Source organism: Streptomyces sp. Y7, assembly GCF_043195415.1.
GTDB lineage: Bacteria > Actinomycetota > Actinomycetes > Streptomycetales > Streptomycetaceae > Streptomyces.
In genome coordinates, this window is sequence record NZ_JBIDDQ010000001.1 from 897,877 (window position 1) to 921,082 (window position 23,206).

Sequence of the window (23,206 nt, forward strand, 5' to 3'; positions counted from 1 at the left end):
GGTCGCGCGGTTCCCCGCGCCCCTCGGGCGCTTCAGTGGCCGATGACCGGATGGGGAGCGTAGGACCGCTCCAGCTCCTCCAACTCCTTCTCGCTCAGCTCCAGTTCCACCGCGGCCACCGCGTCCTCGAGGTGGCCCGGCCGGCCGGCGCCGATGATCGGGGCCGTCACCGTGTCCTGGTGCAGCAGCCAGGCCAGGGCGACCTGGGCGCGCGGGACACCGCGATCGTCCGCCACGCGGGTGACGGCGTCGACGACGACCCGGTCGCTGTCGACGTACAGACGGCTGCCGAAGTCGTCGCCCGCGCTGCGGTCCGTGACCGTGCCCCAGTCCCTCGTCAGCCGGCCGCGGGCCAGCGGGCTCCACGGCAGGACGCCGACGCCCTGGTCGGCGCAGAGCGGCAGCATCTCGCGCTCCTCCTCGCGGTAGAGGAGGTTGTAGTAGTTCTGCATCGAGACGAACCTGGTCCAGCCGTGCCGCTCGGCGGTGTACTGCATCTTGGAGAACTGCCAGGCGTACATCGAACTCGCCCCGATGTAGCGGACCTTGCCCGCCTTCACCAGGTCGTGCAGTGCCTCCATCGTCTCCTCGACCGGGGTGTGCGGGTCGAAGCGGTGGATCTGGTAGAGGTCGACGTAGTCGGTGCCGAGGCGGGCGAGGCTGTGGTCGATCTCCGTCATGATGGCCTTGCGGGAGAGCCCGGCGCCGTTCGGGCCCGGCCGCATCCGGCCGTTGACCTTCGTCGCGAGCACGATCTCGTCCCGGCTCGCGAAGTCCCGCAGCGCCTTGCCGACGATCTCCTCACTGGTGCCGTCGGAGTAGACGTTGGCGGTGTCGAAGAAGTTGATCCCGGCGTCCAGCGCCTGGCGGATCAGCGGCCGCGACGCCTCCTCGTCGAGGGTCCACTCGTGCGTGCCGCGGTCCGGGAGCCCGTAGGTCATGCAGCCCAGACAGATCCGCGACACGTCCAGGCCCGTCGAACCGAGCTTCACGTACTGCATCGTTGCTGCTCCTGCCTTCGGGGTGGGGTACCTGGGGAGCGTACGTCGTGGTCCGCGCTCCGGGCCGATTCCCGGTGCGGCGCCCCACCGGATCTCGTCAACCGGCGGCCGCCGGGCCGCTCTCCAGCAGATCCAGCGCCCGCTCCCAGCCGAACTCCGGGCGCCTGCCGTCCTCCCCGGCCTCGCCGGTGTACGGATCACCGAAGCGCACGCCCATCCCGCGCAGCCGTATCAGGCTGTCGCCGTAGGCGGGATGGGCGGCCAGCGCGTCGGCCACGCAGGGCAGGACGGCGATCGGGACGCCGAGCCCGTACGCCTCGCACAGGGTGCCCAGGGCGAGGGTGTCGGAGATGCCGGCGGCCCACTTGTTGATCGTGTTGAAGGTGGCCGGGGCGACGACGACGGCGTCCGGCGGCGGGAAGGGGCGTGGATCTGCGGGGGTGCGCCACGCCGAGCGGATCGGGCGGCCGGTCAGGGCCTCGACGGCGGCGGTGTCGAAGAAGCCGTTCATGGCGACCGGGGTCGCGATGACGCCGACCTCCCAGTCCCGCTCCTGCGCGGCGCCGATCAGTTTGCTGACGTCCACGGCGATCCCGGCGGCGCAGACGACGACGTAGAGGAAGGGTTTCCGGGCTTGTTCGGTCACCCGGGAACCTTACTCAGCCGGCCTGGTGCACCGGGAAGGTCAGCCCGCGCTCGTTCTCCGGTCGCGGGCCGAAGATGCGGCGCTCCTTCTCCTCGATCGGCACGTCGTTGATGCTCGCCTCGCGGCGGGTCATCAGACCGTGCTCGTCGAACTCCCACAGCTCGTTGCCGTAGGACCGCCACCACTGCCCGTCGGCGTCCTGGCACTCGTACTGGAAGCGGACCGCGATGCGGTCGCCGTCGAAGGCCCACAGGTCCTTGCGCAGCGCGTACTCCCGCTCGCGCGCCCACTTCGCGGTGAGCAGCTCGACGATCGCCGCGCGTCCGGTGACGAAGGTGTCGCGGTTGCGCCAGACCGAGTCCTCCGAGTAGGCGAGCGACACCTTGTGCGGGTCGCGGGTGTTCCAGGCGTCCTCGGCGGCCTGCACCTTCTGTGCCGCGCTCTCGCGGGTGAACGGGGGCAGGGGCGGGCGGTCGGTCATGTCATCCTCCGGGCCGTGTCGGCGGTGGGCCAACGGGAGAACGTGCGTTCTCTCGCTGACTGCTACCGTAGGAGAACGCTCGTTCTCGCGTCAAGGAGAGGTCGTACATGGACAGCGCAACCGCCCGGGATCAGGCACTGGACGCAGCGGAGACGCTGTTCTACGGGCGCGGCATCCAGTCCGTCGGCATGGACGACATCCGGGGCGCGTCCGGGGTCTCGCTCAAGCGGCTCTACCAGCTCTTTCCGGCGAAGGAGCAGCTGGTCGAGGCGTATCTGGAGCGGCGCGACGTGCGCTGGCGCGGCGATCTCGCCGCGCATGGGGAGCGGCAGCCGGACCCGGAGGAACGGATCCTCGCCGTCTTCGACTGGCTGGAGGAGTGGTTCACCGAGGAGGGCTTCCGCGGGTGCGCCTGGATCAACTCCTACGGCGAGCTGGGCGCGCGCTCGGAGCGGGTGGCGGACCAGGTCCGGGCGCACAAGCGGGCGTTCCGCGACTATCTCGGCTCACTGGTGGCCGGCGCCGGGCTGCCGGACGCGCTGACCGGGCCGCTGTATCTGCTGGCCGAGGGGGCGATGGTCACGGCGGGGATCACGGGCGGTACGCGGCCGGCGGCGGAGGCACGGGAGGCCGCGCGGGCCCTGATGGCGGCCGCGCGCTGAGGGGCGGGTCCGCCGGCGGGCGGGTCCGCACCGGCTGCGGACCCGCCCACGCGCGCGTGCGCCCGACGGGGCGCCTGCCGTCAACTCCCCCCTTCGGACACGGTGATGGCGCTGACCGGGCAGGCCCGGGCCGCCTCCCGCACCATGGGGTCGCCGCCGCCGTCCTCCCGGCCGGGGAGCAGGGCACTGAACCCGTCGTCGTCCTGCGTGAACACGGACGGGGCGGCGAGGGCGCACTGACCCGCGCCGACGCAGACGTCGTGGTCGATGTCGATGTGGATATGGCCTGATTCGTGCGTTTCGTTGTGCATGACCGGAGCCTCTTACCAGGTCACGGGGAGTTCCAGCATCCCCTGGATCGTGTCGCCGGGTTTGAAGGGGATTTCCTCCGCGGGGACGGCAAGGCGCAGGTTCGGCACGCGCTCGAAGAGGGTGCGCAGGGCGATCTCCATCTCGGCGCGGGCCAGGTTCTGGCCGAGGCACTGGTGGATGCCGAACCCGAAGGCGACGTGGTGGCGGGCGGGGCGGTGCCAGTCGAGGGCGTCGGGTTCGGGGTAGACCGACTCGTCGCGGTTGATGACCGAGGTCGAGAAGACCACGCCGTCACCCGCCCGGATCGTTCCGCCGTCCGTGTCGATGTCCGCCACGGCGACGCGGAGCAGCCCGTCGGCGATCGACAGCATCCGCATGAGCTCCTCGACCGAGGCCGGCAGCAGGCCGGGATCGGCGCGCAGTTCGGCCAGCCGTTCCGGGTGCCGGAGCAGGGTGAAGGTGCCGAGCGAGATCATGTTGGCGGTGGTCTCGTGGCCGGCGACCAGCAGGATGGTCGCGAAGGCGACGACCTCCTCGCGGTCGAGGTCGCCGTCGCGCAGCTGACGGTGGACGAGTTCGTCGAGGACGCCGTCACCCGGCTCCGGCTCCTTCTGCTTGCGGTCGATCAGCTCGTTGAAGTACGCCTCCAGCCGGTCGCGGGCGTCCCTCGTGTCAGCGGCCGCGGGACCGCGCAGCAGGCGTCGTGACTGGCCCTCGAAGAAGTCGTGGTCGGCGTAGGGCACGCCCAGCAGGGCGCAGATGACCATCGAGGGCACCGGCAGCGCGAAGGCGGTCACCAGGTCGGCCGGTGCGCCCTGGGCGATCATCGCGTCGAGCCGTTCGTCCACGATCCGCTGGATCTGCGGGCGCAGTTCGGCGGCGCGACGCAGCGTGAAACTGGGGACCATCATCCGCCGCTGCACCCGGTGTTCGGGGTCGTCGACGCCCAGCAGCGCCGACTTGCGGTCGCGCACCGCCGCGAACCGCTCGGTGGGCGCGGGGAATTCGGGCCGGGAGCGGTCCGAGGACAGCCTCGGGTCGGCGAGCAGGGTGCGGGCGAGGGCGTGTCCGGTGACCAGCCAGGCCGGGCGGCCGTCGTAGAGGGTGATGCGGGCCAGGGGGCGCGCGTCACGCAGCGGGTCGTAGGCCGTGGGCGGGTGGTAGGGGCAGGTGCGGTTCTGGGGGAAGGCGACGGTGGGGGGTTCCGTCATGTCCGTCATCGAAGACCTCGCAGACGAAGAGTGCGTCGTGCCGATCTTCATTAGATGCCTGGGGCATCTAGCTGACGACGTCAAGTTCGGCCAGATCAGGCGCGCGGGCATTCTGGCCGGGGATCGTCGCACAGAGCTTCGGTCCGGTGCGCCTCGGACCGGTGCCGCGCGGCCCGCCCGTGAAATTCGCTTGTCGGCGGGCCGCCGCCACCCCCAGAATCCGGCCATGCCTACGATCCTCGCCGTCCTGCCGCTGACCGCCGCCGTCCGTCCGGTGCGCGCCCAGCAGCAGCCCGGCCGACCGTGGAGGCCCTCGCTTCCCACGTCGTGACCGCCGCGCTCGTCGCGGGGCTGCTCGCGGGCTACGGCATCGCCGTCCCGGTCGGCGCGGTCGCGACCTATCTCGTCTCCCTCACCGCCCGTACGTCCCTGCGGACCGGAGTCTGCGCCGCGCTCGGCGTCGCGACCGCCGACGGGCTCTACGCGCTCGTGGCCACCGTCGGCGGCTCGGCGCCGGCCGCGGCACTGCGTCCGGTGCTGGTGCCGCTGCGCTGGGCCTCCGCCCTGGTGCTGGCGGTCCTCGCGATCCGGGGCGCGGTCATCGCCGTACGCGACCACCGCCGCCACCGGCTCGCCGGCCGATCCCAGACTCCCCCGCCGCCGAGCCCGGCGCGCGCCTATCTGGCGCTGCTCGGCATCACCCTGCTCAACCCGACCACCGTGATCTACTTCGCGGCCCTGGTCCTCGGCACCCGCGCGGCGGACGCCGCCTCTCCCTCGGAGCAGGGCGTGTTCGTCCTGGCCGCGTTCGTCGCGTCGGCGAGCTGGCAGCTGCTGCTCGCCTGCGGCGGGACGCTGCTGGGGCGGCTGATGACGGGGCGTCAGGGACGTCTGGTGACAGCGCTGGTGTCCAGCGGCGTGATCCTGCTGCTGGCTGTGAGAATGCTGCTGTAGGACCGGCAGGATGAATCACGCACCGGCCGGTGTTGAGAAACGGTGGCAGTCAGCACAGGACACGACGATGGGACCGATGTCATGCCTCTTGAGGGCGAGTACGAACCCAGCCCGACCGATTGGGTCCGCAAGCAGGTCGAGTTGTACGAGAGCTCCGGCGGCACCCAGGGCACGACCCTCATGGACACAGGGATGCCCGTGATCCTGCTCACCACCCGCGGCGCCAAGAGCGGCAAGATCCGCAAGACGCCCCTGATGCGTGTCGAGCACGAGGGCCGCTACGCCGCCGTGGCCTCGCTGGGCGGGGCGCCCAAGCACCCCGTCTGGTACCACAACGTCAAGGCGGATCCGCGTGTGGAGCTGCGGGACGGCACCCAGGTGTGGGACATGAGGGCCCGCGAGGTCACCGGCGCCGAGAAGGCCGAGTGGTGGGAGCGGGCCGTCGCGGCGTACCCGCCCTACGCGGAGTACCAGACGAAGACGGACCGGCTGATCCCGCTGTTCGTGCTGGAGCCCGTCGATCAGGACTGATCGGCTTCGAAAAATTCTTCTCACCCGGTGTGCATGAACCGTCCGACGCCGGGCACACGTGCGTCAGGCCCCGCCGCGCTCCCCCGTCGCGGCGGGGCTTCCGTATGCCTCCCGGGCGGAGCGCTCGGTCACGTCGAGGAAGATCTGGTCCGCCTCGGCCACCGTGTTGCCGATCGACTGCTTGATGCGCACGGCGACCTCCTCGACCTGTTCGCTGTCGAGCCCGGGGACCAGATCGACGCGGGCCGCCACCAGAGCCGTGTCCAGGCCCGTCTTCATGGTGAACAGCGCCTCGACGCTGTCGATCTCCGGCTGCGCGGCCAGCAGCGCACGGATCCTGGCGTCCGCCTCCGGGTCGGCGGCCTCCCCGATCAGCTGGTCGCGGGCGTCGCGGCCGAGCCGGAAGGCGACGTAGACGAGCAGTGCGCCGATCGCGAGTGAGGCGGACGCCTCCCACACGACCTGCCCGGTGATCATGTGCAGTGCCATGCCCGCGAAGGCGAGCGTCACACCGAGCACCGCCGTGGCGTCCTCGGCGACGACCGTGCGCAGGGCCGGGTCGCGCAGGCCGCTCGCGAGACCTCCCTGCCGGCGCACCTGATGCAGCGCCCGCACCAGCGACAGCCCTTCCGCGACGAACGCCACCCCCAGCACGATCATGCCCGCCACATAGCCGCTGAACTGCTCCTCGCCTCCGCCGCGCAGCGCCTCGAAGCCCTGGAAGAACGAGAAGCAGCCGCCCATCACGAAGATGCCGACGGCCGCCAGCAGCGACCAGAAGAAGCGCTCCTTGCCGTAGCCGAAGGGATGGCGGGCGTCGGCGGGGCGGCGGCTGCGGCGCAGCGCGGCCAGCAGGAAGACCTCGTTCAGGCTGTCCGCCACGGAGTGCGCCGCCTCCGACAGCAGCGCGGGAGAGTGGGCGAAGAGCCCTCCGGCGGCCTTGGCGACGGCGATGACGAGGTTGGCGGTGAGTGCCACCAGCACGGTGACCCGGGTCCTGCGGTCCGTGCTCGGCGTCTCGTTCTGGCTGCTCATCTAACGCCGAATCCCCAGATGGGTCGGCCTCACACTGTGCCGTCGACGGAAATCGGGGGACTCGGTGGTACCGGGGAATTCGGGGTACTGCGGTAGCGCGGCGTCCGGGAGAGGCGTACGCCGGAAGACGAGGCATACGGAGGAGAGGAGTGCCGGACATGAGCGGCGCGGGCAACACCGCGTACGGGAGGAAGCCGTTCCAGCGGTCCCGGGCGCATTTCACGGACCGGATCACCGCGGACGGCAGAGACGGCTGGCCGGTGGAGGCGGGCCGCTACCGTCTGGTGGTGAGCCGTGCCTGCCCGTGGGCGAGCCGGTCCCTGGTGTCACGGCGGCTGCTCGGGCTGGAGAGCGCCCTGTCGCTGGCGGTCGCCGACCCGATCCAGGACGACCGCAGCTGGCGTTTCACCCTGGATCCCGGCGATCGCGACCCGGTGCTCGGCATCGGCCACCTGAGCGAGGCCTACGACCGGCGGGAGACCGGCTATCCCGGCGGTGTGAGCGTGCCCGCGATCGTGGACGTGCCCAGCGGCCGGCTGGTCACCAACGACTACCAGCGGATCACCCTCGACCTCGCCACCGAGTGGACGGCCCTGCATCGCGAGGGGGCGCCCGACCTCTACCCGAAGGCACTGCGGGACGAGATCGACGCCGTGATGACGGACGTCTACGAGGACGTCAACAACGGTGTGTACCGGGCGGGGTTCGCCACCGACCAGGCACGGTACGACGACGCGTACGCCCGGCTCTTCCGGCGGCTGGAACTGCTGGCGGAGCGGCTGTCCGGGCAGCGTTATCTGGTCGGCGACACTCTCACCGAGGCGGACATCCGGCTGTTCACCACACTGGTCCGTTTCGACGCCGTGTATCACGGCCACTTCAAGTGCAATCGCTGGAAGTTGACGGAGAACCGGGTTCTGTGGGCGTACGTCCGTGATCTCTACCAGACGCCGGGATTCGGTGACACCGTCGACTTCGACCACATCAAACGGCACTACTACCAGGTGCACAGCGGTATCAACCCGACCGGGATCGTGCCCGCGGGGCCGGACCTGGCGGGCTGGCTGACACCGCACCACCGCGAGGAGCTGGGCGGCCGGCCGTTCGGCGACGGGACACCGCCCGGGCCGGTGCCCGAGACCGAGCGGATCCCGGCGAGCGGACGGCCCTGATCGACTGAGGAGGCGCAGGCGCGCATGGCGAAGAACAACAACAAGCAGAAGAAGCTGAAACTCCCCCTGGCCTACAAGCCCCTGGGATTCGCCCTGGGCTGGGCGAGCGGGGCGCTGGCGGGGGTCGCCTTCCGCAAGACCTGGATGGCGATCCGGAACGAGGAGGACGCACCCGACGCCCTGGACCGGGAGCGCGGGTGGGGCGAGATCCTGCTCGCCGCGGCGGTCCAGGGCGCCCTCTTCGCGGTGGCGCGCAGCCTCGCGGACCGCACGGGTGCGAAGGCGATCGAACGTTCGACGGGCGTGTGGCCGGTCGCCGACCAGGGCGGCCGGGACTGATGAGCGGCCCCCGGGCCCGGGTCCGGTCCCGTCGACCCGGACCCGGGGGCTGACGCCGGCCCTGCGTGCGGCACGGGAAGCCGAGGGCGAGTCCCCCGGTCCCGGCACGGTGCGGGCGCGCCACCCCAGGCTCTCCCAGGATGCGGGCGCAACGGTGGATGCGGGCGCAACGGTCTCCAGTCCGGCCCCGCCGGGGCGCGGGCGACCGGCCTCCCCTCGCCGCCGCCCGCTCCGCTCCCCCTCAGCCCTGTTTCGGTGCCGTCGCCGTGACGCGGCGCAGCGTGAAGGAGTGGCCGGCCGGGTCGGAGTAGCCGCGCTCCTCGTACGGACCGGCGGGCTCCTTCGTCTCGACGGGACGGCCGCCGAGCCCGACGATGCGGCGCTCGGCCTCGTCGAGGTCCTCCACCACGAAGTCCAGATGGGCCTGGAGGGAGTTCTCGGGGCGCGGCCAGCTCGGCGGGGTCGCGTTCATGTCGCGGCGGAAGGCGAGCCGCGTCCCGTCGGCGCCCCTGATCTCGACGCGGTTGGCGGTCGCGTTCGTCTGCTCGCCTTCCAGGAGTTCCGTGTAGAAGACGGCGAGCTTCTCGGGCTCGGCGCAGTCCAGCACCACGAAGCCCGCTTTCACCACTGGCATGGTTCCTCCGCAGGAGTCCTGGGCGCGGGGCGTCCTGCCCCGCCGCCCTGTCCCCGACGGGTGTCCAGGTCAGCCCGTTTCAGTCCGCCACCAGCCACTTCCCGTCCCGCATCAGCTCTCGCCCGGCCAGCTCGTCGGCCTCGCGCCAGGCCTGCACCCGGGTCGGCTGGACGCGGAAGTACAGGTAGGGCGTGCTGAGGCGGCGCGGATCGAAACCGGTCTTCGCCGCGAAGCGATCGCCCTCCTCCTCGGACAGCTCTTCCCTCGCGATCGTCTCGACCGTGCCCTCGATCATGACGACGTCGCGGGTCGGGCCGATGCCGAGGCGCGTTCTGCCGGTCGCCCTGAGGTTGCGGCCGGTCGGGCCGGCGGCGGGCGTGGCCAGCAGCAGGGTCGAGCCGTCCCAGAGGAAGGACAGGGGCACGAGGAACGGCACTCCGCCGCCCGCGTCGGCGGTCGCGACCCAGACGTCCTCGTCATGCTCCAGACGGTGCAGGGTGTCCCGCTTGCGCTGCTCGGCGGGGCGTGCGGAGGACGGTGCCATCGGTGAACTCCCTTGTCACGGGGCTGCTTTGCCGGAAGGGTCCAGTGTGGCCGCCGGGGCGACGGGCCGGGAACGGATTTCTGCCAGCCGGGCCGCCGCGGCGCCGAGCAGCAGGTCCAGCGCCGCCGGATAGGAGCTGCGCGCCATGTCGGCCACGAGGTGCCGTGCGGTGGCCGCGATGTGCGGGTGGGTGTCGGCGGGCAGCCGCGCGTACGTCGCCCGCCAGACGGCGTCCTCCGCGTCCCGGGCGGCCTTCGGCATCGCCACGCTCGCCGAGTCGAGGGCGCCGTGCGCGAGGGCCTGGTCGACGAAGACGTGGTAGATCCGCACCGCGTCGGGGCCGGGGAAGCCGGCGCGGCGCAGCACACCGAGGATGGTCTCGACGGCCTGGATCTCATGCGCCCGCCCGGTCACCCGGTACGAGCTGAGCACCGCGGCCCGTGGATGCGCGAGGGCGCCGGCGTGCATGCGCAGGCCCAGGTCACGCAGGTCGGCACGCCAGTCCCCGGTGGGACGCCAGGTGCGCAGGGTACGGCCGATGAGTTCGTCGGCGACGGCGAGCATCAGGTCGTCCGTGGTCCGGAAGTACCGGTACAGCGAGCTGGGGTCGGCGCCGAGCGCCCGCCCGAGGCGGCGCACCGACAGGGCGTCGGCGCCGTGTTCCTCGATGAGCCGCAGGGCCGTGCCGACGATCAGGTCCTCGGACAGGACCACGCCCTGCTTGGTGGGGCGCCTGCGCCGCCGGGCGGCGGGCGGGACGACGCGCTCGCTCATGGACTGCCTCCCTGGGGCCGGTGCCCCACACCTTATGACAACACCGTTGACCTGTTAAGCCCTCGTTCAGTTTCATGTCCGCTCATCGGGGCCGCCCGGCCCCCCGATGCGAGCGGAGATCCGGCCATGTCCGATCAGCAGTCCCCCAGCGTCGTCGACCCTCCGGCGCGGCCCGAGCTGCGCAAGTCCCTCGGTGTCCTGGACGGCATCGCCATCGCCGCGTCCAGCACGGCCGCGACCACCAGCATCGGCATCGGCCTCGGGGTCACCGCCGGAGTGGTCGGCCTGCATCTGCCGGCGATCATGCTGCTGGCGTTCCTGCCGGTCCTCGGCATCGCGGGCGCCTACGCCCGGCTCAACAAGGTCGAGCCCAACGCGGGCAACGGCTATGTGTGGGTGGGCCGCTCGCTCACGCCCTGGCTGGGGTTCATGGTCGGCTGGGTGAACATCGTGGCGGTGGTGGCGTTCCTCGCGTACACCACCGCGGTCACCGGCTCGGCCCTGCTCCAGCTGGCGGGCGACGCGGGGCTGCACCGGGTGGGCGGCCTCGCGCTGGACCCGGGTTCGACCGCACAGACCACGGCGGTCGGCATCCTGGTGCTGGTGGCGGTCACGCTGACCGCCGTGACCGGCATCCGTACCGCCGCACGGCTCCAGGCCGGCCTGCTGGTCTTCGAGTACATCGTCCTGCTCGGCTTCTGCGGCTACGGCATCGTCACCGGCCCGCACGACTTCAGCCTCAGCTGGTTCGACCCGTTCGCGATCCCGTCGGCGACCGCGCTGGCGCAGGGACTGCTGCTGTCGGTGTTCTGTTACTGGGGCTTCGAGTCGGCGTTCACCGTCAACGAGGAGGTGCGCGACCCGCGCGACGCGTCCCGGGCAGGCGTCATCACCCTGTTCACCATGCTCGGGCTGTTCCTGCTCGGCTCGGTCGCCTTCCAACGCGTGCTGTCCGAGGAGGAGTTGGTCGGTCACGGACCGGAGGGCCTCGCCTTCTTCGGCGAGCGGCTGGCTTCCCAGCCGTGGGCGGCGCTCCCCCTGGTCGCGCTGATGTTCTCGGCCGTCGCCTCGCTCCAGGCCGGGGTGATCCCCACGGCCCGCGGGATGTTCGCGATGAGCCGGGACCGTACGCTCGGGCCGGTGTGGTCCAAGGTCAGCCCGCGCTACGGCACTCCGGCCGTCGGCACGATACTGATCGGCGCGCTGGCCGTGGCGGTCGCGGTGCTCGCACTCGTCATCCCGCGGCTCGCCGACATGATCATGGCGACGGTGAACGCCGTGGGCATCGTGGTCGCCCTGTCCTACGCCCTCACCGCCCTCGCGGCCGCCGTCCGCTTCCGCGCCCTGCTGCGCGAGGACCTGTGGCAGGGGGTGCGCGCGGTGGTCCTGCCCACGCTGAGCGCGCTCGCGCTGCTCGGTCTCGGCGGCTATCTGGGCTGGTCGTTCTACACCTCCGCCGACCACTTCGAAGTCAGCGCGGACAACGGGTGGTTCCTGCTCCTCACTCCCCTGGCGATGATCGCGTCCGGCTTCGTGGCCGCCGCGTGGGCCCGGTGGGTGCGCAGGTCGCCGTACTTCCACACCGGCAAGGGCACCGACGCCGACGCGCCGCAGCTGCTCGCCACCTCCCGATAACTCACCCTCAGGAAAAGGAACATGTACGCAGATCTCCTCTTCACCGGCGGCCCCGTCCTCACCCCCGAGGGCCGTACCGCGACCGCCGTGGCCGTCACCGGCGAGCGCATCACGGCCGTGGGGCGGGAGGAGGTGCACGATCTCGCCGGGCCGCGGACCGAGGTGGTGGACCTCGCCGGGCGGCTGCTGCTGCCCGGGTTCCAGGACGCGCACGTGCATCCGGTGCCGGCCGGGCTGGAGCTCACCCAGTGCGATCTGACCGGCACGAGGACGGCGGACGAGACCCTCGCGGCGGTGCGCGCCTACGCCGACGCGCACCCCGAGCGGGAGTGGATCACCGGCGGCGGCTGGTCGATGGAGGCGTTCGAGGGCGGTACGCCGACGAAGGAGCTGCTGGACTCGGTGGTGCCCGACCGGCCGGTGTACCTGCCGAACCGGGACCATCACGGAGCCTGGGTGAACAGCCGTGCCCTCGCGCTCGCCGGGATCACACGCGACACGCCCGATCCGGCCGACGGGCGGATCGACCGGGACGCCTCCGGGGAACCGGGCGGGACGCTCCAGGAAGGCGCGATGCAGCTGGTGGGGCGGCTGACTCCGCCCGCCACGCAGGCCGACCGGGTGGCGGCCCTGCTGCACGCCCAGCGGCATCTGCACGCGCTCGGCATCACCGCCTGGCAGGACGCGCTGGTCGGGGACTTCCTCGGCATGGACGACCCGGCGCAGGCGTATCTCGCGGCCGCGCGGGACGGCTCGCTCACCGCACGGGTGGTCGGCGCCCTGTGGTGGGACCGTGAGCGCGGCTTCGAGCAGATTCCCGAACTGGCCGAGCGGCGGGCGGCGTTGAGTCACGGACGGTTCCGGGCGACCAGCGTCAAGCTGATGCTGGACGGCGTCGCCGAGACCGGCACCGCCGCGCTGGTGGACCCCTATCTCGACAGGTGCGGCTGCGCCACCGCCAACCGGGGCACCAGCTTCATCGACCCGGAGCAACTGCCCAAGTACGTCACCGAGTTGGACGCGCTCGGCTTCCAGTGCCACTTCCACGCCCTGGGCGACCGGGCCGTACGCGACGCGCTGGACGCGATCGAGGCCGCGCGCGGCACCAACGGGCCCAGCGACACCCGCCCTCACCTGGCCCACCTCCAGGTCGTCCAGCCCGCCGACGTGCCGCGTTTCGCGCGGCTCGGGGCGATCGCGAACATCCAGCCGCTGTGGGCCGCGCACGAGCCGCAGATGGACGAGCTGACGATTCCGTTCCTCGGCCCCGAACGGGCCGCGTGGCAGTACCCGTTCGGCGCCCTGCTGCGTTCCGGGGCGCGGCTCGCGGCGGGCAGCGACTGGCCGGTGAGCAGCCCCGACCCGCTGCAGGGCATCCATGTCGCGGTCAACCGGGTGGCGCCGGACGGCGACGGCACACCGGTGTTCCTGCCGGGCGAGCGGATCGGGCTCGCCGAGGCGCTCGCCGCGTACACGGCGGGCTCGGCGTACGCGAACCACCTCGACGACACCGGCGAGGTGCGCGTGGGGGCGCTGGCCGACCTCGTGGTCCTGGACCGCGACCCGTTCGACGGCCCGGTGGAGGCGATCGCGCGGACCCGGGTCACGCGGACGTATGTGGGGGGCGCGCAGGTGTACGCGGCTGAGGACTCCTGAGCCGCGTACGGCCGCGCTAGCGGACCTCTGCCGCCTGGAACGTGCGGCGGTACGCCTGCGGTGACACCCCGATCGCGGCGTGCAGGTGCTGGCGCAGCGAGGCGCCGGTGGCGAAGCCGACCTCGATGGCGATCCGGTCGACCGGCAGGTCGCTGGACTCCAGCAGGTGGCGGGCGCGGCCGACGCGTTGCTGGATCAGCCAGCGGCCGGGGCTGAGGCCGACCTCGTCGTTGAAGCGGCGGGCGAAGGTGCGCAGGCTCATCCGGGCGTGGGCGGCGAGGTCGGTCAGGGTCAGCGGTTCGTCGAGGCGCTCCAGGGCCCAGGCGCGGGTGGCGGCGGTGCCGGCGGCTCCGCTCTCCGGGACGGGCTGCTCGATGTACTGGGCCTGGCCGCCGTCCCGGAACGGGGGTACGACACAGCGCCGGGCGACCGCGTTGGCCAGGTGGCTGCCGTGGTCGGTGCGCACGATGTGCAGGCAGACGTCGACGCCGGAGGCGGCGCCGGCCGAGGTGAGGACCCGGCCGTCGTGGACGAACAGGACGTCCGGGTCGAGGTCGACCTGCGGATAGCGGCGCCGGAACAGGTCCGTGACATGCCAGTGCGTGGTGGCGCGGCGGCCGTCCAGCAGGCCCGCGGCGGCCAGGACGAAGGCGGCGGTGCAGATCGACACGATGCGCGCCTGCGGGCGGATCCGGGCGAGCGCCGCGACGACCTCGGCGGGCAGTTCCTCGGGGATGTACGCGACGCCGACGGAGGCGACCACCACGGTGTCGGCGGTGGCGAGGATCTCCGGCCCGTGCTGGACGCCGATCGTGAAGTCGGCGTTGCTGCGCACCGGCTCGCCGTCGACGCTGCACGTCAGCACCTCGTACCGGCCGTCGGCGGCGCCGAAGATCCGGCTGGGGATGCCCAGCTCGAAGGGGTAGACGCCGTCCAGGGCCAGCACCACGACCCGTTCCACCTGTCGTTCACCACGCATGGCACGATCTTATCGGAGATTGGCATTCATGCCATTTCCTTCGGCGGCGGGCACCGGCAGGCTGTTTCACCATGAGCACTGTGAACACCATGCGAGCCATCAGCCAGGACGTCCTCGGCGGTCCCGAGGTCCTGAAGGAAGTCCAGATCGAGCGCCCGGCGCCGCGCCCGAACGAGGTACTGGTCCGCGTCCGCGCGGCCGGCGTCAACCCGACCGACTGGAAGCACCGCGAGACCGGCGGTTTCCTGGGCGAGCCGCCGTTCGTCCTCGGGTGGGACGTCTCCGGCGTGGTCGAGGCGGTCGGCATCGGCGTCGCCGCCTTCCGCCCCGGCGACGAGGTCTTCGGCATGCTGCCGTACCCCTTCGGCCACGGCTCGCACGCCGAGTACGTCATCGCCCCGGTGCGGGCCCTCACCCACAAGCCGTCCTCGATCGGCCACACGGAGGCGGGGGCGCTGCCGCTGGTGTCCCTCACCGCGTGGCAGGCGCTGGTCGAGCACTCCGACGTCCGCCCGGGGCAGCGGGTGCTGATCCACGCGGCGGCCGGCGGCGTCGGGCACGTGGCGGTGCAGATCGCCAAGGCACGCGGCGCCCATGTGATCGGCACGGCCAGCGCGGGCAAGCACGAGTTCCTGCGCTCTCTGGGCGCGGACGAGGTGATCGACTACCGGGAGACGGACTTCACCGAGGCCGTCAAGGACGTCGACGTCGTCCTGGACACGCTGGGCGGTGAGACCTCGGTGCGTTCGCTGCGGGTGCTGCGTCCGGGCGGCATCGTCGTCTCGATCCTGCCGGTCGGGTCGGACGAGTTCGGTGCGGAGGCCGAGCGGCTCGGTGTACGGGCGGTGCGGATGCTGGTGGACGCCGACCGTGCCGACATGCGGGCGATCGCGGACCTGGTCGAGCAGGGGAAGCTGCGCCCGGAGATCGCCGGGACCTTCCCGCTGGCCGATGCCGCCGAGGCGCACGCCCTGGGCGACACCGGCCGGACGACCGGGAAGCTGGTCCTGACGGTCGACTGAGCCGCAACGACGGGCCGGCTCAGAAGGTGAGCACGGGCTTGATCGCCCTGCCCGCGCGCATGTCCCGTACCGCCCGGTCGATGTCCGTGAACGGGTAGGTGCTGATCAGGCGGTGCAGCGGGAGCCGTCCTTCCTTCACCAGCCGGACCAGGGCCGGGACGAAGGCTTGCGTCTCGGCGTCGCCGAGCGTGAGGCCGACGATCCGCTTGCCGCCGAGCAGCCCGTTGACGTCGAGGGCGACCTCGGTGCCGAAGGGCGGGGCGCCCACCACGACCAGGGTGCCGCGGGCGGCGAGCGCGTCCACGCCCCGGCGCAGCACCCCGACGTCGCCGGTGGTCTCGACGACCCCGTCGGCGCCCCGCCCGCCGGTGATGCCGGCGAGCGCGCCCGCGAGGTCGGTGCCGGACGCGTCGACGGTGTGGGTGGCACCCAACTCCCTTGCCAGTGAAAGGCGTTCGGCGAACCGGTCGACGGCGACGATCTCGGTGGCGGGGGTCAGGGCGGCGGCCATGACGGCGGACAGGCCGACCGCTCCGGCGCCGAGGACGACGACCGTGCTGCCGGCGTCCGGCCGCAGTACGTTCCAGACGGCGCCGACCCCGGTCTGCACCCCGCAGCCGAGCGGGGCGATCGAGGCGAGCGGCACCTCCGGGTCGACCTTGACCAGGCTGCGCTCGTCCACCAACGCCCGTTCGGCGAAGGAGGACTGGCCGAAGAAGTGCCCGCCGAGGTCCTCCCCGGCACGGCTGACGGTGCCGGTCCCGTCGGCCCGGCGGCCGCCGATGAGGTTCAGCGGCAGCCAGGTCGCGCAGTACGCGGGGTGGCCGCCGCGGCAGTCGCGGCAGCCTCCGCAGGAGGTGAACGACAGCACGACGTGGTCGCCGGGCGCGACACCGGTCACGGCGGGGCCGACGGTCTCCACGACGCCGGCGCCTTCGTGGCCGAGGACGCCGGGCAGCGGGAAGGGCAGCGCACCGCTCGCCACGCCGAGGTCGGTGTGGCACAGGCCGGCCGCGGCCATCCGGACGATCGCCTCGTGCGGTCCGGGCTCCGCCAGCCGCACGTCGCACAGGGTGAAGGGGGCTCCGCCCGACTCGACGACGGCGGCGCGGGTGGGGATGGACATCGCTGGATCTCCTTGGCGGGGCGCTCAGTCGAGCGAGACGACGACGGACTTGGTGGTGGTGTAGGCGTCCAGTGCCTCGGGCCCGTACTCGCGGCCGAAGCCGGAGTCCTTGACCCCGCCGAAGGGGACCGCGGGGTCGAGCATCGCCCAGTCGTTGACCCAGACGATCCCGGCGTCCAGCCGGTCGGCGACCCGGTGGGCACGGGCCAGGTTCCCGGTCTGCACGCCCGAGGCCAGGCCGTACGGCGTGGAGTTGGCGAGTTCGACGGCCTCGTCCTCGGTGTCGAAAGGCTGGACGGTGAGGACCGGGCCGAAGATCTCCTCCTGGATCACCCGGGAGTCGTTCGGCAGGTCGGCGATGACGGTGGGCCGGTAGTAGTAGCCGCCGTCGAGATCGAGCCGTTCGCCGCCGCAGACGACGGTGCCGCCCTCCTTGCGGGCCAGTTCGACGTACTCCTCGACCTTGCGCAGGTGCCGCTCCCCCGCCATCGGGCCGACCACGGTCCCGGCCTCCCGCGGGTCGCCGACCGGGACGCCGGGCACCGCGTCGGCGAGGATGCCGAGCAGGGTGCCGTAGACCTGGCGCGCCACCAGCAGCCGGGGTCCGCCCATGCAGAACTGCCCGGTGTTGAAGACGAATCCCTTGATGATCGCGCCGACAGCCTTCGCCAGGTCGGCGTCCTCGAAGACGACGTGGGCGGCGTTGCCGCCGAGTTCCATGGTGACGGGCTTGAGCGCCTCGCCGGCGACGGCGGCGACCTTGCGGCCGACGGCGGTCGAACCCGTGAAGGCGACCTTGTCCACGCCGGGGTGCCGCAGCAGCGCCTCGCCGGCCACGGGTCCGCCGGTGACGACGTTGACCACGCCGTCGGGGACGCCGGCCCGCTTGAAGAGGTCGGCCATGTACAGGGCGCTCAGCGGCGTCTCCTCGGCCGGCTTGTGCACGACCGTGTTGCCGGCCGCGAGCGCCGGGGCGATCTTCGAACCGGCCAGGATCAGGGGGAAGTTGTACGGCGTGATCGCGGCGACCACGCCGATCGGGCGGCGCCGGACGTAGGCGAGGGCGTTCATGGGGGTGTCGCGGACGGCGCCGCCCATGCCGTGGGCGAGGGCGGCGAAGTGCTCGTAGTCGTTGGCCGCGTTGGTGACGTCCACGGCGTGCGCGAGCGTGATCGGCTTGCCGACGTCACGGCTCTCCAGTCGGGCGATCCGGTCGGCGTTCTCCCGGATCAGCTCGGCGACCCGGTACAGGATCCGGCCGCGTTCCCGGCCGCTGAGGCCGGACCAGGCGCCGTCGTCGAAGGCGTCACGGGCGGCGCGTACGGCCGCGTCCACGTCGGCGGCGCCGGCGTCCGCGACGGTGGTGAGGACCGTGCCGCGGGACGGGTCGACCACCTCGGTGCGCGCTCCGTCGGCGGCTTCGTGCCACCGGCCCCCGACGAACAGCCGACCGGGTTCGATCTCGAAGGTGGTCATCGCCACTCCTCAGCTTCATCGCCAAGATTTCAACCAACAGGATTCCTGTCTGTCCGCAGTCTCTTTACGGACAGGATTCCTGTCAATGCTCTAGGCTGAACCCATGCTCGATACCTCGCCCGCCAAGGTGCCTCCGTCGCTGCTCTACATGGTCAAACAGGTGGAGCTCGTGGTGCGTTCGCATCTGGACGAGCTGGTCAGGCCGTCCGGGATCACCGCCCTGCAGTACACGGCGCTGACCGTGCTCCAGCGGCACGACGGACTGTCGGCGGCCCAGCTGGCCAGGGACTCCTTCGTCACGGCGCAGTCGATCGCCGATCTGGTCCGCAGCCTGGAGACCCGCGGGCTGGTGCGCCGGGAGCGCAATCCGCACAACCGCCGCGAGCTGCTGATCCTGCTGACCGACGCCGCCCGTGAGCTGCTCGCCCGGCACGAGGGACCCGTACGGGAGCTGGAGGAACGGATGGTGCGGGACCTCACGGCACACCAGACCGAACAGTTCCGCCAGGCACTCTCCAGGGCATGGCACGCGCTGTCGTAGTCACGCCTCGCACATCACCCGAAGCATCTGTCGCAATTCGAAGACATATGTCAATCGAACATGCTCAGATTCGCTCAATCGAGGGTAACTTGCAGTGCGGGGACTGGATTTGAGCACCCCGCAGCAAGTGAAGAGGTGGGAGGCGAAGTCGTCGTGCAGCAGGATCCTGCGCCGTTCAGCCGGCATCTGCGCGTCCACCGGCACCCTGACCACACGGTGCTGGAGTTCCTCGGCGAGATCGACATCGCGGCCGCGGTGGAGATCGCCCCTTACCTGGACCGGGTGACGGCTCATCCCGGGGCGCGGATCGTGATCGACCTGCGGAGCATCGAGTTCTTCGACTGCTCCGGACTGCGCCTGCTGTACCGGGCCCTGAGCCGGACGCACGACCACGGCGGGCAGCTGCACCTGGTCTGCACCCACCCGCTGACCCTGCGCGTGCTGAGGATCACCGGGCTGAACCGTCTGCTGCCGCCGCATCCGACGCCGGACGCGGCCCTCGGCCAGCCCGAGGCCACGTCCGGCACGTTATGAAGGACTTGCTGTCTATTCGGTTCCCGGCGCGTCGAACAGGGCGCTGACGGACTCCCCGTTGTGAATGCGGCGCACGGCCTCGGCGAGCGCCGGGGCGATGGAGAGGACCTTCAGCTTCTCGGTGCGCTCCTCGGCCTGGATCGGCACGGTGTTGGTGCACACGATCTCCAGGACGTCCGGCTGTTCGCCGATCCGCTTGAGCGCGCCGCCCGCGAACAGGCCGTGCGTACACGCGACGCGGATCGATCGCGGGCCCAGCTCCCGCAGCCGGTCGAGCAGTTCGATCACCGTGCTGCCCTTGGCGATCTCGTCGTCCAGGATGATGACATCGCGCCCGGTCACCTCGCCGATGACGGAGCTGATGCTGACCCGGTCGTCGGCGAACCGCTGCTTGGCGCCGGCGGCGACCTGGGCGCCGATCAGCCGGGCGAACGCGGCGGCCTCCTTGGCGTTGCCGAGGTCCGGGGAGACGACGGTCGTACGGGAGAGGTCGTACCGGCGGAAGTGCGCGGCGAGCTCGCGCAGCGCGTGCAGGTGGTCGACCGGCACCGTGAAGAAGCCGTGGACCTGGGGCGCGTGCAGGGTCATGGCCAGCACCCGGCTCGCGCCGGCCGCCACCATCAGGTCGGCGACGAGCCGGCCGCCGAGGGAGATGCGCGGCGCGTCCTTCTTGTCGGAGCGAGCGTAGGAGTAGTGCGGCATCACGACGGTGATCCGGCTCGCGGACGCCCCGCGGGCCGCGTCGCACATCAGCAGCAGCTCCACCAGGTGCTCCTGGACGGGCCTGACCAGCGGCTGGATCAGGAAGACGTCCCGCTCCCGGCAGTTGGCCTGGAGCTGCACCTCCAGGCAGTCGTTGGCGAAGCGGCTGACCCGGGTCGGACTGAGCGGTACCCCCAGATGAGCGCAGACCTCCGCCGCCAGTTCGGGGTGGGCACTACCGCTGAACACGGCGATCTCTCGCACGATCCGCTCCTCGCATGATCATTCCGGGTGGCGGACTCATGCTACTTACCTGAGCAGAAACGTTGCTGCCCACCGGCGCGCGCGTCGCGACCGCCCCCTGGCGCACCGCCCCGTTCCCGCCGGGGGCGGCAATCGGCCAACAGAAAGGTCCGCCAAGGGATTTGGGGGTACTCCCCTCACAGGGAAGGAGGAACGTCGACATGACGACTTCCATCAAGCGCATCAACAAGCGCATGCCCGGCTGGGCGAAGGCGGTGAGTGCCCTGGTCCTGGTGCTCGTCGTCTTCTTCGCCGGGATCCGGCTGAGCGTGCTCCCGGGCCTGAAGGACCTGTTCGGCACCGAGACCAACGACCGTTCCGGTCCGGCACTGCTCCAGTCCATCCAGGACATGAGCCGTTACGACGCCGCCTCCGGCAACTTCCAGATCGTCGTGGATCTGGAGAAGGACGCCAAGTTCCTGCCCGACGCGATCCGCGGCACCCGCACGCTGTACGTCGGCGCGGGCACCGTGGACGCCTATGTCGACCTCGGAAAGGTCGGCGCCGACGACGTCACGGTCAATGACGACCGGACCTCCGCCACACTCCGTCTGCCGCACGCCGCCCTCGGCGAGCCGTCCCTCGACCCCGACCGCTCCTACGCCGTCTCCAAGCAGCGCGGTCTGCTGGACCGCCTGGGTGACCTCTTCTCGGACAACCCCAACAGCGAACAGGCCGTCCAGAAGCTGGCCGTGCGGCACATCGGCGACGCCGCCAAGGAGAGCGGGCTGACCAGGCGTGCCGAGACCAACACGACCGACATGCTCGAAGGGCTGCTCCACTCCCTGGGCTTCAAGGAGGTGAAGGTGACGTACGCGGCCTGACCCCTACCCCGGCAGGCTCGGCAACGCCAGTGCGCCGAGCACGGTGGCGCCCACCAGGACCCAGGCCACGTAGTCCCCGACGTGCCCGGACTGCAGGCGCCGCAGCGGCAGGGCCCGGCGCGGGGCGGCGAGCAGCCCCGGCCGGGTGACCGCCACCGCCGCGAGGCCGAGCGCCAGCGCGGTCGAGGCGAGGTCCAGCAGCACACCGGCCGGGCTCCAGTGCGGTGCCGGCACCACGGCACCGCCGGACCCGGCCTCGTTGACGGCGTGCGAGACCACCTCTCCGAATCCGGGAGCGACGCCGACGGCGAGCGATCCGGCGAGCAGCAGCGCGGGGACGGCGGTCATCGTGTCGGGGATCCGGCTGAGCCGGTGCCGGGTCTCGGGCCGCTCGCCGGTGCCGGTCGTCTCGTACTCGGTGCCGTTCTCGGGGGCCGGGCCGAGGCCGAGGAACACCCGGGCCGCGACCCGCAGGACCGCCCCGGCGGTGACCGCGCTCGCGACGACGTACAGGGCGACCAGCCCGCCGCCCACGGCTTCCTCCGTGACCGCCTTGCCGAACCCCGTGCCGAAGGGCGGGAGTCCGGCGAGCGCCAGCCCGCCGACGGCGTACATCACGGCGACACCGCGCAGTTCGCGGGCGCGGCCGTGCAGCGCGTGCTCGTCGACGTTGCCGTACCGGTCGAGGAGGATGCCGGTGCAGGCGAACAGCGCGGCCTTCACGCCGGCGTGCCCGAGGACGTACAGCGCGATCCCGTCGTCGGCCTCGGGGGTCAGTACCCCTACACCGATCAGGAACAGGCCGGTGTGGGCGACCGTCGAGTACGCCAGGAGCCGTTTGATGTGGCGCTGGTACCAGCACATGGCGGCGCCGGTCAGCGCCGTCACGGAGCCGAGCACGAGCAGGGCCCGCTGCAGGTCGGCCGCCGGGATGCCGCCGGGTCCGGCGAAGACGGTGCCGTAGACGCGCCAGACCCCGTAGACGCCGAGTTCGACCATCACTCCCGACAGCAGCATGCACACCGGGGTGGGCGCGACGGCGTGGGCGTCGGGGAGCCAGAAGTGGAAGGGGACGGCCGCGGACTTGATCAGCAGGCCGGTCAGGACGAGGACGAAGGCGGCGAGGACCAGTCCGTCCGGCGGCCCCTGCGCGTCGAGCGCACGGCCGATCCGCGCCATGGCGAGCTCGCCGGTGCGGGCGTAGAGCAGCCCGATGCCCATGAGCATGGCGTACGCGCCGAGGGAGGTGACGACGCCGAAGGTCAGCGCGCCCTGCACGGCCTTGGCCTCCTCGACGCGGGTGCCGGTCAGGGCGTAGGCGACGACGCTCATCAGTTCGAACCACACGAACGCGTTGAACAGGTCGCCCGCGATGGCGAACCCGCACATGCCGGCCTGCAGGAGCAGCATCAGCGCGGGGAACGAACCCGCGTGCCGACGCGGGGGTTCGTCGAAGTAGCGCCAGGAGTACGCCTGTGCGGCCAGCGTCAGGACGGAGGCCAGGGCCGCCATGCCGAGCCCGGGGCCGTCGCCGATCAGGACGATGCCGACGCTGTGGCCGTCGACGGGCGTCCAGCCACCGGCCCATTCGGCCATCGGCGGCGAGGAGTTCAGCAGCAGGGTGATCGCGAGTCCCGCGGTGCCCGCCGAGACCGCGCATCCCACCGAGTCCGCGAGGACGCGCGGCACACGGCGTCCGGCGGCGACCAGGACGGCGGCCCCGAGGAGCGGCACGGCGACCAGCAGCGGGAGCAGGTTGTTCATCATCCGCGCAGCTCGGAGAGTTCGTCGGGGTCGACGGTGCCGTGCCGCTTGGCGACCTGGACGACGAGGGCGAGCAGCAGGGCGGTGACGGTGGCGCCGACCACGACGTCGGTGAGGGCGAGTGCCTGGACGACCGGGTCGACGACGGGGCGGGAGCCCGGTTCGAGGTCGGAGAAGACGGGAGCGGTGGCGTCGTCGCGGTAGCCGACGGCCAGCAGCAGGACGTAGGTGCCGCACTGGCACACGGACAGACAGCCGACGGCGTGGATGAGATTGCGGCTGGTGGCCAGGCCGTAGCAGCCGACGAGGAAGACCCAGGCGGCGACGAGGTAGGGCAGGACGTCCATC

Annotated in this window: 27 protein-coding genes; 12 read left to right on the forward strand and 15 right to left on the reverse strand. The window is 71.9% G+C overall.

The window, feature by feature from the left end:
- Positions 1-32 precede the first annotated feature (32 nt).
- The 3 genes from ACGFW6_RS03735 to ACGFW6_RS03745 all read right to left on the reverse strand — a co-directional run bounded on the left by ACGFW6_RS03735 (position 33) and on the right by ACGFW6_RS03745 (position 2,128).
- Positions 33-1,001, reverse strand: a complete 969-nt coding sequence (locus ACGFW6_RS03735) for an aldo/keto reductase (RefSeq protein ID WP_393504291.1) — start codon at positions 999-1,001, stop codon at positions 33-35.
- A 97-nt stretch (positions 1,002-1,098) separates the two neighbouring features.
- Positions 1,099-1,647 (reverse strand): flavoprotein, encoded by a 549-nt coding sequence (locus ACGFW6_RS03740; RefSeq protein WP_393504293.1) that lies wholly within the window; start codon positions 1,645-1,647, stop codon positions 1,099-1,101.
- Between the two features lie 13 nt (positions 1,648-1,660).
- Entirely contained in the window at positions 1,661-2,128 is a 468-nt protein-coding gene (locus ACGFW6_RS03745) for a nuclear transport factor 2 family protein (protein WP_393504295.1), read from the reverse strand.
- 107 nt (positions 2,129-2,235) lie between these two features.
- Here ACGFW6_RS03745 and ACGFW6_RS03750 point away from each other — a divergent pair, with 107 nt between their 5' ends.
- A complete protein-coding gene (locus ACGFW6_RS03750) occupies positions 2,236-2,790 on the forward strand; it encodes a TetR/AcrR family transcriptional regulator (RefSeq protein WP_393504297.1) in 555 nt (184 codons plus the stop codon).
- 80 nt (positions 2,791-2,870) lie between these two features.
- Here ACGFW6_RS03750 and ACGFW6_RS03755 read toward each other — a convergent pair whose 3' ends face one another.
- Positions 2,871-3,071 (reverse strand): ferredoxin, encoded by a 201-nt coding sequence (locus ACGFW6_RS03755; RefSeq protein ID WP_393505069.1) that lies wholly within the window; start codon positions 3,069-3,071, stop codon positions 2,871-2,873.
- 42 nt (positions 3,072-3,113) lie between these two features.
- Positions 3,114-4,322 (reverse strand): cytochrome P450, encoded by a 1,209-nt coding sequence (locus tag ACGFW6_RS03760; RefSeq protein WP_393504299.1) that lies wholly within the window; start codon positions 4,320-4,322, stop codon positions 3,114-3,116.
- Here ACGFW6_RS03760 and ACGFW6_RS03765 point away from each other — a divergent pair.
- From ACGFW6_RS03765 to ACGFW6_RS03775, 3 genes are all read left to right on the forward strand, one after another.
- Positions 4,312-4,644 carry a hypothetical protein gene (locus ACGFW6_RS03765; RefSeq protein ID WP_393505125.1) on the forward strand — a complete coding sequence of 111 codons (333 nt, stop codon included), beginning with the start codon at positions 4,312-4,314 and terminating at the stop codon, positions 4,642-4,644. The two genes, ACGFW6_RS03760 and ACGFW6_RS03765, sit on opposite strands and share 11 nt — an antisense overlap.
- On the forward strand, positions 4,641-5,267 hold the full coding sequence (locus ACGFW6_RS03770) for a LysE/ArgO family amino acid transporter (RefSeq protein ID WP_393504301.1): 627 nt from the start codon (positions 4,641-4,643) through the stop codon (positions 5,265-5,267). The genes ACGFW6_RS03765 and ACGFW6_RS03770 overlap by 4 nt, the downstream gene beginning before the upstream one ends.
- 81 nt (positions 5,268-5,348) lie before the next feature.
- The gene (locus ACGFW6_RS03775; protein ID WP_393504302.1) at positions 5,349-5,798 is read left to right on the forward strand and encodes a nitroreductase family deazaflavin-dependent oxidoreductase; all 450 of its coding nucleotides are present in this window, start codon (positions 5,349-5,351) and stop codon (positions 5,796-5,798) included.
- A 63-nt stretch (positions 5,799-5,861) separates the two neighbouring features.
- Here the strand turns inward: ACGFW6_RS03775 and ACGFW6_RS03780 are convergent, their stop codons facing one another.
- The gene (locus ACGFW6_RS03780) at positions 5,862-6,833 is read right to left on the reverse strand and encodes a cation diffusion facilitator family transporter (protein WP_393504303.1); all 972 of its coding nucleotides are present in this window, start codon (positions 6,831-6,833) and stop codon (positions 5,862-5,864) included.
- 158 nt (positions 6,834-6,991) lie between these two features.
- Between ACGFW6_RS03780 and ACGFW6_RS03785 the strand changes: the two genes are divergently transcribed.
- Complete coding sequence (locus ACGFW6_RS03785) at positions 6,992-8,005, forward strand: glutathione S-transferase family protein (protein ID WP_393504305.1); 1,014 nt, start codon at positions 6,992-6,994, stop codon at positions 8,003-8,005.
- A 24-nt stretch (positions 8,006-8,029) separates the two neighbouring features.
- Entirely contained in the window at positions 8,030-8,344 is a 315-nt protein-coding gene (locus ACGFW6_RS03790; RefSeq protein ID WP_393504307.1) for a DUF4235 domain-containing protein, read from the forward strand.
- A 241-nt stretch (positions 8,345-8,585) separates the two neighbouring features.
- On the opposite strand, the gene ACGFW6_RS03795 is transcribed toward ACGFW6_RS03790, so the two are convergent.
- From ACGFW6_RS03795 to ACGFW6_RS03805, 3 genes are all read right to left on the reverse strand, one after another.
- Entirely contained in the window at positions 8,586-8,978 is a 393-nt protein-coding gene (locus ACGFW6_RS03795) for a VOC family protein (RefSeq protein ID WP_393504309.1), read from the reverse strand.
- A gap of 79 nt (positions 8,979-9,057) precedes the next feature.
- Positions 9,058-9,522 carry a pyridoxamine 5'-phosphate oxidase family protein gene (locus ACGFW6_RS03800; protein ID WP_393504311.1) on the reverse strand — a complete coding sequence of 155 codons (465 nt, stop codon included), beginning with the start codon at positions 9,520-9,522 and terminating at the stop codon, positions 9,058-9,060.
- A 15-nt stretch (positions 9,523-9,537) separates the two neighbouring features.
- Positions 9,538-10,296 carry a TetR/AcrR family transcriptional regulator gene (locus ACGFW6_RS03805; protein ID WP_393504313.1) on the reverse strand — a complete coding sequence of 253 codons (759 nt, stop codon included), beginning with the start codon at positions 10,294-10,296 and terminating at the stop codon, positions 9,538-9,540.
- Between the two features lie 126 nt (positions 10,297-10,422).
- Between ACGFW6_RS03805 and ACGFW6_RS03810 the strand changes: the two genes are divergently transcribed.
- A complete protein-coding gene (locus tag ACGFW6_RS03810; protein ID WP_393504315.1) occupies positions 10,423-11,931 on the forward strand; it encodes an APC family permease in 1,509 nt (502 codons plus the stop codon).
- A 21-nt stretch (positions 11,932-11,952) separates the two neighbouring features.
- Positions 11,953-13,587, forward strand: a complete 1,635-nt coding sequence (locus ACGFW6_RS03815; RefSeq protein WP_393504317.1) for an amidohydrolase — start codon at positions 11,953-11,955, stop codon at positions 13,585-13,587.
- 16 nt (positions 13,588-13,603) lie between these two features.
- Here ACGFW6_RS03815 and ACGFW6_RS03820 read toward each other — a convergent pair whose 3' ends face one another.
- On the reverse strand, positions 13,604-14,566 hold the full coding sequence (locus tag ACGFW6_RS03820; RefSeq protein ID WP_393504318.1) for a GlxA family transcriptional regulator: 963 nt from the start codon (positions 14,564-14,566) through the stop codon (positions 13,604-13,606).
- 71 nt (positions 14,567-14,637) lie between these two features.
- Here ACGFW6_RS03820 and ACGFW6_RS03825 point away from each other — a divergent pair, with 71 nt between their 5' ends.
- Positions 14,638-15,588 (forward strand): NADP-dependent oxidoreductase, encoded by a 951-nt coding sequence (locus ACGFW6_RS03825; RefSeq protein ID WP_393504320.1) that lies wholly within the window; start codon positions 14,638-14,640, stop codon positions 15,586-15,588.
- 19 nt (positions 15,589-15,607) lie between these two features.
- Here the strand turns inward: ACGFW6_RS03825 and ACGFW6_RS03830 are convergent, their stop codons facing one another.
- Positions 15,608-16,714 carry an NAD(P)-dependent alcohol dehydrogenase gene (locus tag ACGFW6_RS03830; protein WP_393504322.1) on the reverse strand — a complete coding sequence of 369 codons (1,107 nt, stop codon included), beginning with the start codon at positions 16,712-16,714 and terminating at the stop codon, positions 15,608-15,610.
- A gap of 24 nt (positions 16,715-16,738) precedes the next feature.
- Complete coding sequence (locus ACGFW6_RS03835) at positions 16,739-18,190, reverse strand: aldehyde dehydrogenase family protein (protein ID WP_393504324.1); 1,452 nt, start codon at positions 18,188-18,190, stop codon at positions 16,739-16,741.
- A 103-nt stretch (positions 18,191-18,293) separates the two neighbouring features.
- Between ACGFW6_RS03835 and ACGFW6_RS03840 the strand changes: the two genes are divergently transcribed.
- Both ACGFW6_RS03840 and ACGFW6_RS03845 read left to right on the forward strand, forming a co-directional pair.
- Positions 18,294-18,731: a MarR family winged helix-turn-helix transcriptional regulator gene (locus tag ACGFW6_RS03840; protein ID WP_393504326.1), complete on the forward strand. Its 438-nt coding sequence runs from the start codon at positions 18,294-18,296 to the stop codon at positions 18,729-18,731.
- Between the two features lie 153 nt (positions 18,732-18,884).
- Positions 18,885-19,265 carry an anti-sigma factor antagonist gene (locus ACGFW6_RS03845; RefSeq protein WP_393504328.1) on the forward strand — a complete coding sequence of 127 codons (381 nt, stop codon included), beginning with the start codon at positions 18,885-18,887 and terminating at the stop codon, positions 19,263-19,265.
- A gap of 12 nt (positions 19,266-19,277) precedes the next feature.
- On the opposite strand, the gene ACGFW6_RS03850 is transcribed toward ACGFW6_RS03845, so the two are convergent.
- Positions 19,278-20,231, reverse strand: coding sequence for a ribose-phosphate diphosphokinase (locus ACGFW6_RS03850; RefSeq protein ID WP_393504330.1), 954 nt, complete (start codon positions 20,229-20,231; stop codon positions 19,278-19,280).
- Positions 20,232-20,431: 200 nt separating this feature from the next.
- On the opposite strand from ACGFW6_RS03850, the gene ACGFW6_RS03855 reads away from it, so the two are divergent.
- On the forward strand, positions 20,432-21,094 hold the full coding sequence (locus ACGFW6_RS03855; protein WP_269639657.1) for a DUF4230 domain-containing protein: 663 nt from the start codon (positions 20,432-20,434) through the stop codon (positions 21,092-21,094).
- Positions 21,095-21,097: 3 nt separating this feature from the next.
- On the opposite strand, the gene ACGFW6_RS03860 is transcribed toward ACGFW6_RS03855, so the two are convergent.
- Together ACGFW6_RS03860 and ACGFW6_RS03865 are read right to left on the reverse strand one after the other, a co-directional pair.
- Positions 21,098-22,858 carry a complex I subunit 5 family protein gene (locus tag ACGFW6_RS03860; RefSeq protein ID WP_393505071.1) on the reverse strand — a complete coding sequence of 587 codons (1,761 nt, stop codon included), beginning with the start codon at positions 22,856-22,858 and terminating at the stop codon, positions 21,098-21,100.
- Complete coding sequence (locus ACGFW6_RS03865; RefSeq protein ID WP_393505073.1) at positions 22,858-23,205, reverse strand: sodium:proton antiporter; 348 nt, start codon at positions 23,203-23,205, stop codon at positions 22,858-22,860. The genes ACGFW6_RS03860 and ACGFW6_RS03865 overlap by 1 nt, the downstream gene beginning before the upstream one ends.
- Position 23,206 lies beyond the last annotated feature (1 nt).

Bases quoted from the DNA above. Each gene is read 5' to 3' on its own strand.
- ACGFW6_RS03735 (WP_393504291.1), bottom strand. From the start codon at position 1,001: ATGCAGTACGTGAAGCTCGGTTCGACGGGCCTGGACGTGTCGCGGATC.
- ACGFW6_RS03745 (WP_393504295.1), bottom strand. From the start codon at position 2,128: ATGACCGACCGCCCGCCCCTGCCCCCGTTCACCCGCGAGAGCGCGGCA.
- ACGFW6_RS03750 (WP_393504297.1), top strand. From the start codon at position 2,236: ATGGACAGCGCAACCGCCCGGGATCAGGCACTGGACGCAGCGGAGACG.
- ACGFW6_RS03765 (WP_393505125.1), top strand. From the start codon at position 4,312: ATGTCCGTCATCGAAGACCTCGCAGACGAAGAGTGCGTCGTGCCGATC.
- ACGFW6_RS03760 (WP_393504299.1), bottom strand. From the start codon at position 4,322: ATGACGGACATGACGGAACCCCCCACCGTCGCCTTCCCCCAGAACCGC.
- ACGFW6_RS03775 (WP_393504302.1), top strand. From the start codon at position 5,349: ATGCCTCTTGAGGGCGAGTACGAACCCAGCCCGACCGATTGGGTCCGC.
- ACGFW6_RS03780 (WP_393504303.1), bottom strand. From the start codon at position 6,833: ATGAGCAGCCAGAACGAGACGCCGAGCACGGACCGCAGGACCCGGGTC.
- ACGFW6_RS03785 (WP_393504305.1), top strand. From the start codon at position 6,992: ATGAGCGGCGCGGGCAACACCGCGTACGGGAGGAAGCCGTTCCAGCGG.
- ACGFW6_RS03790 (WP_393504307.1), top strand. From the start codon at position 8,030: ATGGCGAAGAACAACAACAAGCAGAAGAAGCTGAAACTCCCCCTGGCC.
- ACGFW6_RS03795 (WP_393504309.1), bottom strand. From the start codon at position 8,978: ATGCCAGTGGTGAAAGCGGGCTTCGTGGTGCTGGACTGCGCCGAGCCC.
- ACGFW6_RS03800 (WP_393504311.1), bottom strand. From the start codon at position 9,522: ATGGCACCGTCCTCCGCACGCCCCGCCGAGCAGCGCAAGCGGGACACC.
- ACGFW6_RS03805 (WP_393504313.1), bottom strand. From the start codon at position 10,296: ATGAGCGAGCGCGTCGTCCCGCCCGCCGCCCGGCGGCGCAGGCGCCCC.
- ACGFW6_RS03810 (WP_393504315.1), top strand. From the start codon at position 10,423: ATGTCCGATCAGCAGTCCCCCAGCGTCGTCGACCCTCCGGCGCGGCCC.
- ACGFW6_RS03815 (WP_393504317.1), top strand. From the start codon at position 11,953: ATGTACGCAGATCTCCTCTTCACCGGCGGCCCCGTCCTCACCCCCGAG.
- ACGFW6_RS03820 (WP_393504318.1), bottom strand. From the start codon at position 14,566: ATGCGTGGTGAACGACAGGTGGAACGGGTCGTGGTGCTGGCCCTGGAC.
- ACGFW6_RS03825 (WP_393504320.1), top strand. From the start codon at position 14,638: ATGAGCACTGTGAACACCATGCGAGCCATCAGCCAGGACGTCCTCGGC.
- ACGFW6_RS03830 (WP_393504322.1), bottom strand. From the start codon at position 16,714: ATGTCCATCCCCACCCGCGCCGCCGTCGTCGAGTCGGGCGGAGCCCCC.
- ACGFW6_RS03835 (WP_393504324.1), bottom strand. From the start codon at position 18,190: ATGACCACCTTCGAGATCGAACCCGGTCGGCTGTTCGTCGGGGGCCGG.
- ACGFW6_RS03840 (WP_393504326.1), top strand. From the start codon at position 18,294: ATGCTCGATACCTCGCCCGCCAAGGTGCCTCCGTCGCTGCTCTACATG.
- ACGFW6_RS03855 (WP_269639657.1), top strand. From the start codon at position 20,432: ATGACGACTTCCATCAAGCGCATCAACAAGCGCATGCCCGGCTGGGCG.
- ACGFW6_RS03860 (WP_393505071.1), bottom strand. From the start codon at position 22,858: ATGAACAACCTGCTCCCGCTGCTGGTCGCCGTGCCGCTCCTCGGGGCC.
- ACGFW6_RS03865 (WP_393505073.1), bottom strand. From the start codon at position 23,205: ATGGACGTCCTGCCCTACCTCGTCGCCGCCTGGGTCTTCCTCGTCGGC.